Source organism: Agrobacterium sp. CCNWLW32 (assembly GCF_037083425.1).
Classification (GTDB): Bacteria; Pseudomonadota; Alphaproteobacteria; order Rhizobiales; family Rhizobiaceae; genus Agrobacterium; species Agrobacterium radiobacter.
The window spans coordinates 169,790-181,912 of record NZ_JBAOJM010000001.1 but is presented as its reverse complement, the minus strand read 5'-3'; the positions used below and the strand labels follow the sequence as shown (position 1 = coordinate 181,912).

The following is a 12,123-nucleotide window of genomic DNA, read 5'->3' as shown; positions in this document are numbered from 1 at the left end:
ATCTCCCGGCTGCACCGCTATGCCTCTTCTTGTCATCGCAAAAGGCCCGTGACCTTGATTTACGTCAAACTGGTTACGTCAGCGGCGACCAGCTTCCATCGGCATTGCGGCAGGCTGCACCGCGCGCCCTGGTTTCCCGTCCGTCGACCGTCAAGGTATGCGAATATTGCCGGCAATTCTGATTGCCGACCTGATAGGGCGCATTGGCGACCACCTGGCCCTTGGCGTCATCGCCCGTCCAGGTGACAGGCGTGCCGACCGGGGCTGTTTCCAGCGCCTTATATTCGGCTTCCAGCGCCTTGGTCTGGTCACCCCTGTCAAGCTCAACGCCGCTTCGCCCGACAATGCCGCCTTCCAGATTGGCAAGAAAGGGCGTCGAGGGCTGCGCAGAGCGGCCAAACAGGCCGCCGCCCGCCGGGCGGGTGCCCGTAGTGGTGCAGGCGCTCAGCATCGATACGCACAGGATCGAGAGAAGTGCCGGGCGTGACACCAGCGAACGCATTGTCACGGAGCGGCAGCCATCATACACGTCAACCAAACCCTGTCCTCTTTCCTACCGCATTGCACCTAATATACCGGCATTGAATTTCTTGCCTTTTTTCTTGCCTCACGCAAGCTCTTTCGAAAGGCCCGGCAAAATCAGATCGGCTTTAAGGCCGCCGATGGCGCTGCGCGACAGCGAAAAGCGGCCATGGTACTCTGACACCACCTCGGAAACGATCGACAATCCGAGACCCGTGCCCGGCCGGCTCTCGTCCAGCCGCCTGCCGCGCTTCATCGCTTCGCTGATCTGTCCCGGCTCCAGCCCCGGCCCGTCATCCTCGACAGTCAGCTCCACCCAGGAGCGACGGGCGATTTCGGCGTCGGACGATGGGTGCGTGCCGGTCGCAAGCGTGATGACCACGCGCGTCTGCGCAAAACGCGCGGCATTTTCCAGAAGATTGCCGACAACCTCCTCCAGATCCTGCTGCTCCATGCCAAGCACGGCGCCGGCCTGCTCGAAATTCAGGACAAACTGCTTGTCGGGGTTCAGGCGACGCATGACGCGCACCAGCCGTTCCAGTGCCGGTTCCGCTTCCACGCGGGCAAGGATAGAACCGCGCTGGGCGGCGATGCGGGCGCGGGAGAGATAGGATTGCACCTGCGCCTGCATGGCATCGGCCTGCGCCCGCACCAGATCGCCATGCTGCGGGTCCAGCGTGCGCGCTTCGTTGAGAAGAACGGCGATCGGCGTCTTCAGCGAATGCGCGAGGTTGCCCACCTGCATGCGGGCGCGCTCCACGAGGCGGCGATTGCTGTCGATGAGCGCGTTGACCTCATTGGCCAACGGCTGGATTTCGCGCGGGAATTCACCTTCTAGGCTTTCCGCCTCCCCGCCCCTGATCTTGCCAAGCGCGACGCGAGCCTGATCGAGCGGCCGCAGACTGTAGAGAATGGCGAGGCCATTGACGACCAGACTGCCCACACCGAAAACGGCGAGCGCCAGATAGAGGCTGTTGGAGAAATCCCGTACATCGTCTTCCACGACATTCAGATTGCCGGAAACGCGGAAACGCGCGGCACGCCCCTCGCCATCCAGCACGACTTCGGTTTCCGCCACACGCACCTGATTGCCGGCCTCGTCGGTCACGGCATAAAAGCGCTCATAGCGGTTGTCGAAGGGCGCATCGAGAATGCTCGGCACCGGCAAGGTGGAGACGCCCAGCGACGAGGAAACCAGCGGCGCGGTCTGGAAATTGCCAAGCGGCTCGACAACCCAGTACCAGCCGGTATCGGGCTGCGAAAAACGCAGGTCGCCAAGCTGCGGGCTGCCGGCCAGCGTATTCTCGTTGGAAATCGTCACGGAATTGATGACGTTGTAAAGCTGCGCCCTGAGAAGATCGGTGAAGCTGCGCTCCACCCCCTGCCGGTAAAGCGTCGAGATGACGACGGCGATCACCACCAGCGCCAGCGCCGACCATAGCGAGGCGAGCAGCAGAACGCGGGCGGTGAGAGAATTACTTCGCATCTGCCGGCGCTTGCATCCGGTAACCGAGACCACGGATCGTCTCGATCAGATCAACCCCGAGCTTCTTGCGCAAACGTCCGACAAACACCTCGATCGTATTGGAATCGCGGTCGAAATCCTGATCGTACATATGTTCGACCAGCTCCGTGCGCGACACGACCTCGCCCATGTGATGCATGAGATAGGACAACAGCCGGAACTCATGCGAGGTGAGCTTCAGCGTCGTACCGTTGACGGTCGCCTTGGAGGATTTGGTGTCGAGCCGGACCGGGCCGCAGACGAGTTCGGAGGAGGCATGGCCGGCGGCGCGGCGGATGAGCGCGCGCACACGGGCGAGAACCTCTTCGACATGGAAAGGCTTGGTGACGTAGTCATCGGCTCCGGCGTCAATGCCGGCGACCTTGTCGCTCCACCGGTCGCGGGCGGTGAGGATGAGAACAGGCATGGCCTTGCCGGCCGCACGCCATTTTTCGACGACGGTAATGCCATCCAGCTGCGGCAGGCCGATATCGAGAACGATCGCGTCATAGGGCTCGGTATCGCCGAGATAATGCCCTTCCTCGCCGTCAAATGCCTGATCGACAACATAACCGGCTTCTTTCAGCGCGTCGGTCAGCTGCCGATTGAGATTGGCATCGTCCTCAACAACGAGAATACGCATTATCAGCCCTTTCCTTCCGTCCCGGCCCGCGCGCGGGGTCGGTCATGCTAAATGTTTCGGATTGTTTTCCGATATTTCGGCGATGCGGGCAAGCTACATCGGCACGCGCATCGTCACCTTGCGCGGGCGCTCGCCATTACCCTGGACGAGAACGGTGACGACACAGGACTGACCATCGCCGGAAGGATAGACCGAAAGCAGCTGACCACCGGTTTCGCGCACGACGCGGGCAACGGCTGCGCCGCAGTCGCTCGCCGCCAGTATGTAATGGCCCTGCAGATCAGCCTCGGGCGCCGTGAAACCGGAAAGCCCGGCTGCAAGCGTCGCGATGATGAGAGGTGATGCCATTGCACAAACTTCCAAAAAACCGGGTGCGTCTCGAACCGTATTGTGACCGAATATGTAGCGCAAAGCGTCTGAATGGCAAATGAATGCCGCCCCCGCCGCAAGGGCGTAACGCGGGAGCGGCGTCTTTGCATGTGCTGTCAGCGAATGGCGCTGGTCGCCGAAAGGCGGCCGTAAAGTGCGATCAGGCCGCCAATTCCGCCCGCAACCGTCACCAGCCCGTCCGCAAGTTCGCCTTGCAGACCGGCGGGCAGCTCAAGGCCGGCAATGCTGAAAAGCGGCGCGAAAACCGCGACCAGAGCACCCCAGATCGTGCGCGATTGATACCACGCTTTGGTACTGTCCATAATCTCATCCTTTGCGTTGTTTTTCAGACACATGTCAGATCGGCAGAACGGCCTTGGCCGCCACGCCCGAGGGCACCGCGCGGCCGAGCTGGCGGACACGCACGGAAATGTGATCCCGCAAGGCCGGGAAATCTGTGAGTTCGTCTGCGGCGGGGTAAAACCACACGGGTTCTGAAACCTCCGCCACTCGCCGCACCGTCTCGCCGTCCAGCACCTCGACGCGATAAAGCTCGAAGGGCTCGTCCAGCGGGATCTCGCTCGCATCCCAGCCGTCGGCCTCCACCCGGCCCCGACGTTTCCACCTGAACAGCACGCCATCCCCGCGCCGTTCGGCGGAAAGATGGACCGGCGCGAGCGGCGTCAGCGCCCGCAAGCCTCCCTCGAAGGCAAAAGGCCCGCTCATTGCGCCCGCCATTCCCGCAGCTTCCGCGATCCAGCTCAGGCGTCGTCCGCGCTCGCTCGCGGCAAGACCCAGCGGCTGCACCGCCTGATCCAGAACCACCACCGGCGCACCCTTTGGCGCGCCTGCGGCCAGTGCGTCTTCCGTGCCAGCCAGTCCCCGCAGGAGAGAGGAAAGCCGCCAACGTGAGGGTGCGATTTCTTCGGCCTTTGCGAAAGCGACGATTTCCCACACGCCGTTTGCGGCCTTGATGGCGAGACGGTTCTCGCCGTTCAGCACCGAAAGCTCCGCGGCCGACGACACTTCACCGAAGGGCAGATCGACGAGGATGGCGTTTTTCCGGTCGAAACGGCCGGGAGGGCCTGATATCAGCGGCATTGCCAGCGCGCCGATCATCGCCGGCCGGTCAAGCAGAACGCGCTGCCGGTAACCTTCCCTGCCCGGCGACGCGGAAATGATGATGGGCCGCCAGGGCTTTGCGAGGGCGGCAATCCGCGCCGAATCCTCCGGCGCGGTGCCGTCATGGCAGGGAAGATCAAGAAACAGTACCTCGGGCGCGAACCCTTCCGCACCGCTTGCGGCGTTGCTGCGCCGTTCCTCCGCACCACCAGCGAAAACCGAAAAGGCGGCGGAAAAGGCCCGCGCCTCCACCTGCCGCACCGCGCCGTCCTCAATGCGGCTCACCAGAAACCGCCCGGAAGGCGCTTGCGGAAAGGCGTCTTCCGGCAGGCGGATGCAATCGCCGGGTTCGAGGGTGATTTCGGAGGGCGGCAGGGCAAAGCGCAGGCTGCGCTGCGCCTGCCGGTTGTCGCGCAACAGCGCCTCGACCGCCGCCTCCGCAGTTTCCGCAGGCAGGGCGGCGTTGAGATCAAGCCGCATGACCCGGCTACCGGCATTGTCGATGCGGCGGGACCTTGCACTCCCCTGCTCGTAATCCAGCGCCGGGTTGAAAGACGTCAGCACGGCCTCTGCCGCAAAATCGCTTTCATGGCCGCGACTTTCCGACCAGAGCGGCTCGTCCTCCAGATCGGCCAGCACGGCAATATCGCGGACCGGCAAAACCGCAGTGTTGCGGGAGCGGAAGCGCAGGGTTCCGCCATCTTCCGCCACATCCACCTGGAAAGCCGCCATCAGCGGCTCCAGGAGATTGCGGGCCGAGGTCACGTCGCCCTGCACATAACCGGTCAGATCACCGCTGACGGCGGACACGTCGAAGGCGGAAAAGCCGTGATCGGTGAGGATGGCGGCGATGGTATCGGCGAGTATGGCCGTTCCCAGCCGGCCATTCAGCCAGTGGCCAGTGCGCCAGTTCGCCCCATCGCTCCATGCCGCGCCATTCCGCGGAAAGGCGGGAAAAGGCCGTGCATCCCAGGTCCACAGATAGACCCTGTCTGCATCGACCATCGCTGCGGCCTCACGCCAATGGTCGAGATGCGCCTCGAGAAACCGCCGCTGCTGGCTGTCGGCGCGGCTTCGGCGGGAGAAATAAGGAAAGGCGTTTTCCGCCGATTTCGGATCGGGAAAGACATTGGGGCGTGTCGCGCTCTTGTCCACCGCCGGGCAGCCGAGTTCGGTGAACCAGATCGGCTTCGAGCCCGGCACCCATGCGGTCGGCGTGGATTTCTCCACTCCCCGCACCCGGTCGTGATGGAGGTTGCCCCACCAGTTCCTGATATCCTTGTAGCGGAACACCCAAGGCTTGCCCTTCAGCCCGTCCGTAATCGGCGTGCGCCGCCGTGCTGCGCGGTCTGCGTCACTGAAATAATACCAGTCGAAGCCCTCACCTGCCGTGATGGCATAACGGAATGCGGCGGCATCATCCGGGCCGGTCATGCCATCGGGACTGCCGTTCGCGGCATCCTCGTCACGCCAGTCGGAGAGCGGCATGTAACTGTCGATACCAACAGCATCGATCTCAGGGCTCGCCCAGAGCGGGTCGAGGTGGAAGAACACGTCGCCCGAACCGTCTGCCGGCTGGTGGCCGAAATATTCGCTCCAGTCCGCCGCATAGGTCAGCTTCACCGCCGGCCCCATCACGGCCCGTACGTCGCCCGCCAACCGCACCAGTTCCTCGACAAAGGGAAAGGCATCATTCTCGTCTCTCAGCGCCGTCAGCCCGCGCAGTTCCGAGCCGATCAGGAAGGCATCCACCCCGCCCGCCCGAGCCGCCAGCGCCGCATAATGCAGCACCATGCGCCGGTAACCTTCATGGCGATTGCAGAAGGCGGAAACCTGCGTCCGTGCGCCAGCGCTGCGATCCGCAGAACCGGCCCTGCCGGGTGCGGGAAAGCAGGTGATGCGCCCGCGCCAGGCATAGGCGTCCTGCTCGCTTTTGCCATAGGGGTCTGCAAGACCGTTACCGACGGGAACATCCATCATCACGAAGGGATAAAGGCACACTCGCAAACCCCGCGCCTTGAGATCGGCGATGGCCTGCAACACGCTTTCGTCGTTGGGTGTACCGCCATAGGCGGGACCGCCGCCGTGATGGCTGACGAGATGCGCCTCGCCGCGCGAAAGACCGGCGACGGACCATGGCATCGTTTCCCCATCCCGGCCGTCCACCTCCACGCCGGGCAGAATGCGGCATTCACCCACCCGCATATCCGTGCCGAACCAGCTCACCACCAGCGCCACGCTCTCAAGATTGGGGCAGAGCGCCTGCAATTCGTCGATTGCCGCCTGCCAATCCGTCGCGGCGGTCAAACCATTGCGGTTCATGATGCGGCTTTGGCCGATGCCCGTTCGTTCGGAAACCTGCACGGTGGCGTAACCATGTTCCGTTGCGCCGGGGATGACGGTGATGGCGCGGATGGCTTTTTCCAGCCGTCCGACCGGCCGCACCACTTCGAACTGCATCAGCGGGATACGGTTGCCATAACTATCGAGCGGCAGGCGTTCGAACACCACATAGGCCAGTCCGCGAAAGGCCGGCGCATTGCCCGCCCCCTGCTTCGCCTCGATCAACGGATCGGGCAATTGCGTCTCGCTGCCGGGATAAAAACGCATCTCGATGGCGCTCAGGTCCAACTCCCGCCCATCGGCCCAGACACGCCGCACCATGGCCGCCTCACCTTCGCACAGGCCGATGGCGACATTGGCAAAATAGCGAAAGGTTTCGACCTTCGGGCCACGGTTGCCCTTGCCGCCGCGGCGCTCCACCTCGATGCTTTCTTCAAAACGCGTCGCCCAGATCAGCGTGCCGCCGATCCTTGCGGTGCCATAAAGCCGGCTGATCGCCGCCCCCTCATCCGCCCCGGGAATGCGCGCCGTCGAAAGCCGCGCGCCCGTTACCGTCCGCCCGTTCGAAAGCAGTGTGCGGTCGATGGCATTACCCGCCAGCGCCCCCGCCGCCCGGCCGATCATTGCGCCCAAAGGACCGAAAATGCCGCCGAGCGCCGCACCCGCCGCCTGAAAAACGATTGTCGCCATGCTCGCCTCGAAAAACTCAGGGATCGGGAAAACGAAAGATACCGGCGATGCGCCGCCTCCAGCCCGGCACCAGCGCCGAACGCACCACCGCCGCCTGTTCATAGGCATGGATGAAATGCTGTGACCCGGCCAGAATGCCGAGATGTTTGGCCGCCGCATCGGCCCGCCAGCGAAACAGCAGCAGGTCTCCCGACCTTGCCTCTTCCATGCGCGGAACCGCCAGAAAATGGCGTTCCGCCGCCGCCATCAACCGGTCCTCGCCGCCGCGTTCAGCCCAATCAGGCGCATAGGGCGGCGGCAATTCCGGTTCGTGGCCGTAAATTCCGCGCCAGATGCCGCGAACGAGGCCGAGGCAGTCGCAGCCGACCCCCTTCAACGAGGCCTGATGCCGATAGGGCGTGCCGATCCAGCCTCCGGCGAGCGCCAGCACTCTTTCGCCGGTGTCGCTCATGGAAACAGCGCCCCACCGTCATGGCTCTCACCGCCGCTCGCATAGGAATAGGCGAAATCCGCCCCCGGCAGATGCGGGAAGCCCCGGAAATTCAGATGATTGGTGAATTTCGCCCGGCAAGTGGTGAAACTCTTGTCGCAGCCGGCGGTGACAGAAAACGTGTCCCCCGGCGAAGGCAGCTGTTCCGGCGGCAGCCAGAAGGACAGATGCACGCCGCCGTCACGCCGCTCGTGGCCATCGAGGTCGAAACTCTTGGCCGCCAGCAGGCCGGCCAGAAAGCGGAGCTTTCCCCGGCTGAAAAAACCATCGGCAAAGGCATCGAGCCCTGACACGAGCAGGCCGCCCGAGGCATCCACCGCCACAACGTTGCCATGGCCGGTAAACGGCTCGAGATCGACACCGCAACGCCTGTCCCCGAGTGCGGCATCGCAGCGACGCCCATAGACCCTGCCCTGCGGCTGGCCGAGGCGATGGGCAAGGCTGCGCAGCTCGGCGCGAAACGCCCCGCCAGCCCGTGTCACCTCGCCAATCTCGCGCATGTTCAGCAGCATATGCTGGTCAGGCGCCTGCCAGTTGACGAGGAAAAGCTCCACCCTCGCACCATCGAAACGCCCGGCGGCCAGATCGTCTTCCGCAATCGCCTCGCTCGAAAAACCGCCCGCCACCTCCCCGGCACTCGCGCCCAGCCCCGTTTCGCTGTCGCTGTCGCTGGCCGCAAAGCCGCTGGCGGCAAGGTAGGAGGTGCCGCCGAACACGATCATCTCATCATGATCGGTAAAACCAATCGTGACGCCATCCTTCAGTGTCACCTTCCAGCAATGGCATGTGGTCGTCGCATCTCCCTTGAGATGCTCGGCAAGGGCGGCGGGAATGGTTTTCATGGCAGGATTTCCATCAGTGGAATGGAGGGAATGCGGCCCGCCTCGAAAGCGGTCAGGTTTACGTCGATACGGTCGATCGCGAAACGAACCGGCACGTCGAATTCAAAACCGGCACGGATTGCAGCGCCGGCGGGCGGCACGCGCCCCGCCCGGAAGAGCACCATGCCGGTGGCGTGATCGACCGAAATATCGGCCGCTTCCGCCTTCACCCCCTCGACCGAAACAATGACCGAACCCTCCGCGGGTTTATCGATCCGCCGCGTGAAGGAGCCGCCGGCATCGGCATAGGTCTTCAGCAACTGAAAACCCGCCGTCACCCCATCGCCGGTACCAATCCTCTGATCGGTCGAGGCAGGCGTCTCTCCGGGCGGGCAGGATTTGAAATCCACGGGATCGCGAAAACGAAAGCCGTAAAGCTCACCGCGCCGCGCCTCAAAAAAGGCGAGCACCTCATAGAGATCGGCGACGGAGCGGATGCCGGATCCGGCGTCATAGCTGCGTCTGGCGTTCCTCCAGCGCTGGTTGCGACTCTCCCGGCCATTGGACAGGTTGACGATATCCGTCCGCCTCACCGGCCCGCCGCTGACGCCGAGCGCGAGCCGCAGCGGAAAGCGCACTTCATGAAATGCCGCCATGTCGTTGTTCCTGGATTCTTTTCAATGGTCTGGGAAAGTGAGCGCGCGTCACAATCCGCGCTGGCCGCGCCCGACGCTGCGCGCCAGCATGGCGGCGATCTGGCCTTCACTTTTGCGGAAGCTCGCAGCATCCGTCGCCGTCACGTTAAAAACGATCTGCGCCCCGCCGCCGCCCGCAGGTGCGGCAACACCGAGGGCGCCATCCGAACCGCGCTTCAGCGGCAAAATCGCTTCCGCCCCCGCCTCGCCCATCAGGCCAAGCCCGCCGCCCATCGGAAAAAAGGCGGGGCTGGAGACCACGCCGCCATCGGCAAAAGGCGTGATGCTGCGCCCCGGCACCCCGCCATCGGCAAAGGCGAACAGCGAACCGCCGCCGTTCAACAACCCGCCGACGGCATCGCCAATCATGCTCTCCAGCGGTTTCAGCCCGGCCGAAAGCGCGATGCCGGACAGCCGTTGGCCAAGCCCGCGCAACACATCGTCCAGCCCCTTGCCGCCGGTCGCCGCCGCCTGCAGGGCCGAGGTCAGGGCCGCACCGAACCGCTCGGAACGCCGCTCGAGATCACCCATCACCTCCGAGAGCGCCTCCGCCTCTTCCCGGTTCTCCGCAATCGATCTTTCGCCCGTCATCGCGCTTGCCTTTCTGATTCAAACCGGAGCCGCAAAATTTTGAAATGCCATTCGTTTTTGAGATCAACTCACCCATCCGGAAACTGCCGCATCATCCCCTCCATGGCCTGACGGTCAGGGCCGCGCGAAACGGCGTTGCCGCCCGTCATCGCGAAAAATTCGCTCGGGGTCATCAGCCAGAAGGTTTCCGGGGAAAGCCGCAGCAGGAACAGGCCGGTATGGATCACCGCGTCCCAGGGGAATGGGCGCGACGTCGCTTCGCCTGCTGCGGCATTCAAGGGTCCGGCGGCGTCCCGCCTTTCAAACCGCCGAAAGTCGCGGTCAAAAGATCGGCGACGATCGCGGCATGGCCGGCAATGCCGCCTTCCACCGTGGCGGCGGCCACATCCTCGTCGGAAAAGACGTTGCCCGCGCCGCGCAGTCCCGCGCCGATCACCCGGATCATGTCCGCCGCCTTCATGCGCCCGCTCGCGAAACGTTGGGCGAGCGCGGTGAGGTCATCGGCTTCAAAGGCGGTTTCGAGTTCGGCAAGAGCCCCGAGCGTCAGGCACAGGATGCGCCTTTCACCGTCTATCAGCGCTTCTATCTCGCCGCGATGGCGGTTCGCCCGCCCGTAACGCAAACGCTCAGGCATCATAGCACTCCGAATGTGAGAAGACCGGCCGATTCCAGCGCGATCTCGAATTGCACTTCGCCATCGTGGCGGCCGGAATATTCGAGCGCGACGATCTGGAACGGTCCGGCAATGGCGCCGAAATCGGGAATGACGATCTGCCAGCCGGGAATGCCGCCTGCAAAAAATGCGCCGCGCACCAGCGCATCGCTCGCCTGGTCCTTGAAGATGCCGGAGGCCGTGAGCGATGCCCGCTGCACGCCAGCGCCGGCGAGAAGCTCGCGCCAGCGCCCGGCGCTTTCGGCATCCGTCACGTCGACGGCCTGCGCATTGAAGGCCAGCCGTTTTGTTCTCAGCCCCGCCACGGTCGCAAAGACGCCGGCATTGTCGATCTTCAGCAGCAGGTCCTTGCCTTTCTGCGCCACCATGTTGTTTCCTTTCGTTTCAATTGCGGTTGCGGGGGTGCGGCGGGCCTGCTACCAAATGGTTTCCCGCACCTCGCACCCCGCGATCTCACCATGTCCGACGCCGCCTCCATGACGTCCCGCGTGCGCCTTATCGGCGTGCTGGCGCTTGGGCAGATCATCAGCTGGGGCAGCGGTTTCGACATGCTGGCCATTCTGGCGCCACGGATCGGCGGCGAACTGGCGATCGGCAACGAGATCGTTTTTGCCGGCCTCACCATCATGATGCTAATCAGCGCGCTTTGCGGCCCGCTGCTGGGAAGAATGCTCGTCCGTCGCGGCGCGGCGCCCGTGCTGGTGGCCGGCTCAGTCCTCTTTGCCGCCGGTTTTGCCGTGCTCGCCTTTTCGGGCGGTGTCACGAGCTATTTTTTCGGCTGGGGCGTGATGGGTCTGGCCGCAACCTGCGGCTTGACGACGGCTGCCCATACCGCCGTGGTGGAGCGTGTGGGCGCGGAAAGCGGCCGGCTGCTGACGCTTCTGATGCTGTTCACCGGGCTTTCGGGCGCGGTTTTCCTGCCCGTCACCGCGCTGGCGGAACAACATCTCGGCTGGCGCGGCACACTTCTGCTCTATGCCTGTCTGCAGCTCTTCGTGCTTCTGCCGCTCTATCTCTTTGTCCTTCCCGACCGTCCGCCCCGCAAGGAAGCGAAGCGGCAGAAAGCCGACGCGCTTTCATCCACGCCAGTCGATACACGCCGGGCTTTTCTGCTTCTGGCGGCCACGACGACGATCAGCGCCTTTACGACCTTCGGCCTGTCGCCGCTCCTGCCGCTGCTGCTCGTTCAGGCGGGCGCAACGCAATCGCTTGCCGTCCAGCTGGCATCGGCGCGCAGCCTGCTGGCAATTACGGCGCGCGGGCTGGATTTCCTGCTTGGGAAACGCGGCAGCCCCTTCCTCACCGCCATGATCGGCTTCTGTCTTCTGCTGCTGTCGCTGCTGCTGTTGCTTGGCTTTGCCCCGGCCATGCCGGCTTTCATCGGTTTCATCATTTTTTTCGGTTTCGGCGCCGGTGTGCTCACCGTCAGCCGGGCCGTGCTGCCGCTGGCGGTATTTTCCCCGGAGGAATATGGGCTGCAGGCCGCGCGTATCTCCCTGCCGCAGAACCTCGCAATTGCCGTTGCACCTGTTATTTTCACGCTGGCGCTCGACCGCGGCGGGGTGGCGGCCATGCTTGGCGTCGCCGCCGTGCTGATCGCCATTTCGTTTGTGCTCCTGATCGTCCTGTGGAAAACCGTGCGCAGGCAGAACGCCTGAAA

General features: G+C 64.0%; 14 protein-coding genes. 1 reads left to right on the top strand and 13 read right to left on the bottom strand.

Translation table 11 applies throughout. The annotated features are described in order from the left end of the window. Positions 1–73: 73 nt before the first annotated feature. The 13 genes from V6R85_RS00975 to V6R85_RS00915 form a co-directional block, all read right to left on the bottom strand. Positions 74–502, bottom strand: coding sequence for a membrane protein (locus V6R85_RS00975; RefSeq protein WP_031233662.1), 429 nt, complete (start codon positions 500–502; stop codon positions 74–76). Between the two features lie 105 nt (positions 503–607). Beyond that, entirely contained in the window at positions 608–2,008 is a 1,401-nt protein-coding gene (locus V6R85_RS00970; RefSeq protein ID WP_003509813.1) for a sensor histidine kinase, read from the bottom strand. After that, a complete protein-coding gene (locus V6R85_RS00965; RefSeq protein WP_003509815.1) occupies positions 1,998–2,669 on the bottom strand; it encodes a response regulator transcription factor in 672 nt (223 codons plus the stop codon). Before V6R85_RS00965 ends, V6R85_RS00970 begins: the two co-directional genes overlap by 11 nt. A 93-nt stretch (positions 2,670–2,762) precedes the next feature. Next, a complete protein-coding gene (locus tag V6R85_RS00960) occupies positions 2,763–3,017 on the bottom strand; it encodes a hypothetical protein (RefSeq protein WP_003497070.1) in 255 nt (84 codons plus the stop codon). Positions 3,018–3,154: 137 nt separating this feature from the next. Beyond that, the gene (locus V6R85_RS00955) at positions 3,155–3,361 is read right to left on the bottom strand and encodes a hypothetical protein (RefSeq protein ID WP_161974039.1); all 207 of its coding nucleotides are present in this window, start codon (positions 3,359–3,361) and stop codon (positions 3,155–3,157) included. A gap of 34 nt (positions 3,362–3,395) precedes the next feature. Beyond that, a complete protein-coding gene (locus tag V6R85_RS00950; protein WP_112958570.1) occupies positions 3,396–7,193 on the bottom strand; it encodes a baseplate multidomain protein megatron in 3,798 nt (1,265 codons plus the stop codon). Positions 7,194–7,209: 16 nt separating this feature from the next. Continuing rightward, on the bottom strand, positions 7,210–7,644 hold the full coding sequence (locus tag V6R85_RS00945; protein ID WP_107675291.1) for a C40 family peptidase: 435 nt from the start codon (positions 7,642–7,644) through the stop codon (positions 7,210–7,212). Beyond that, positions 7,641–8,525, bottom strand: coding sequence for a DUF2163 domain-containing protein (locus V6R85_RS00940; protein WP_111834250.1), 885 nt, complete (start codon positions 8,523–8,525; stop codon positions 7,641–7,643). The genes V6R85_RS00945 and V6R85_RS00940 overlap by 4 nt, the downstream gene beginning before the upstream one ends. Further along, positions 8,522–9,160, bottom strand: a complete 639-nt coding sequence (locus V6R85_RS00935; RefSeq protein ID WP_111817284.1) for a TIGR02217 family protein — start codon at positions 9,158–9,160, stop codon at positions 8,522–8,524. The genes V6R85_RS00940 and V6R85_RS00935 overlap by 4 nt, the downstream gene beginning before the upstream one ends. Before the next feature lie 48 nt (positions 9,161–9,208). Next, positions 9,209–9,790, bottom strand: a complete 582-nt coding sequence (locus V6R85_RS00930; protein ID WP_020809574.1) for a phage tail tape measure protein — start codon at positions 9,788–9,790, stop codon at positions 9,209–9,211. Positions 9,791–9,858: 68 nt separating this feature from the next. Beyond that, positions 9,859–10,068 (bottom strand): rcc01693 family protein, encoded by a 210-nt coding sequence (locus tag V6R85_RS00925; protein ID WP_087743628.1) that lies wholly within the window; start codon positions 10,066–10,068, stop codon positions 9,859–9,861. Continuing rightward, the gene (locus V6R85_RS00920; protein WP_087743626.1) at positions 10,065–10,424 is read right to left on the bottom strand and encodes a gene transfer agent family protein; all 360 of its coding nucleotides are present in this window, start codon (positions 10,422–10,424) and stop codon (positions 10,065–10,067) included. Before V6R85_RS00920 ends, V6R85_RS00925 begins: the two co-directional genes overlap by 4 nt. After that, complete coding sequence (locus V6R85_RS00915; RefSeq protein ID WP_112958571.1) at positions 10,424–10,831, bottom strand: phage major tail protein, TP901-1 family; 408 nt, start codon at positions 10,829–10,831, stop codon at positions 10,424–10,426. Before V6R85_RS00915 ends, V6R85_RS00920 begins: the two co-directional genes overlap by 1 nt. A 90-nt stretch (positions 10,832–10,921) precedes the next feature. On the opposite strand from V6R85_RS00915, the gene V6R85_RS00910 reads away from it, so the two are divergent. Next, positions 10,922–12,121, top strand: a complete 1,200-nt coding sequence (locus V6R85_RS00910) for an MFS transporter (protein WP_162695604.1) — start codon at positions 10,922–10,924, stop codon at positions 12,119–12,121. Positions 12,122–12,123: the final 2 nt, after the last annotated feature.

Excerpts from the sequence above, each read along its gene's own strand:
- V6R85_RS00975 (WP_031233662.1), bottom strand. The coding sequence starts at position 502 with ATGCGTTCGCTGGTGTCACGCCCGGCACTTCTCTCGATCCTGTGCGTA.
- V6R85_RS00970 (WP_003509813.1), bottom strand. The coding sequence starts at position 2,008 with ATGCGAAGTAATTCTCTCACCGCCCGCGTTCTGCTGCTCGCCTCGCTA.
- V6R85_RS00965 (WP_003509815.1), bottom strand. The coding sequence starts at position 2,669 with ATGCGTATTCTCGTTGTTGAGGACGATGCCAATCTCAATCGGCAGCTG.
- V6R85_RS00960 (WP_003497070.1), bottom strand. The coding sequence starts at position 3,017 with ATGGCATCACCTCTCATCATCGCGACGCTTGCAGCCGGGCTTTCCGGT.
- V6R85_RS00955 (WP_161974039.1), bottom strand. The coding sequence starts at position 3,361 with ATGGACAGTACCAAAGCGTGGTATCAATCGCGCACGATCTGGGGTGCT.
- V6R85_RS00950 (WP_112958570.1), bottom strand. The coding sequence starts at position 7,193 with ATGGCGACAATCGTTTTTCAGGCGGCGGGTGCGGCGCTCGGCGGCATT.
- V6R85_RS00945 (WP_107675291.1), bottom strand. The coding sequence starts at position 7,644 with ATGAGCGACACCGGCGAAAGAGTGCTGGCGCTCGCCGGAGGCTGGATC.
- V6R85_RS00940 (WP_111834250.1), bottom strand. The coding sequence starts at position 8,525 with ATGAAAACCATTCCCGCCGCCCTTGCCGAGCATCTCAAGGGAGATGCG.
- V6R85_RS00935 (WP_111817284.1), bottom strand. The coding sequence starts at position 9,160 with ATGGCGGCATTTCATGAAGTGCGCTTTCCGCTGCGGCTCGCGCTCGGC.
- V6R85_RS00930 (WP_020809574.1), bottom strand. The coding sequence starts at position 9,790 with ATGACGGGCGAAAGATCGATTGCGGAGAACCGGGAAGAGGCGGAGGCG.
- V6R85_RS00920 (WP_087743626.1), bottom strand. The coding sequence starts at position 10,424 with ATGCCTGAGCGTTTGCGTTACGGGCGGGCGAACCGCCATCGCGGCGAG.
- V6R85_RS00915 (WP_112958571.1), bottom strand. The coding sequence starts at position 10,831 with ATGGTGGCGCAGAAAGGCAAGGACCTGCTGCTGAAGATCGACAATGCC.
- V6R85_RS00910 (WP_162695604.1), top strand. The coding sequence starts at position 10,922 with ATGTCCGACGCCGCCTCCATGACGTCCCGCGTGCGCCTTATCGGCGTG.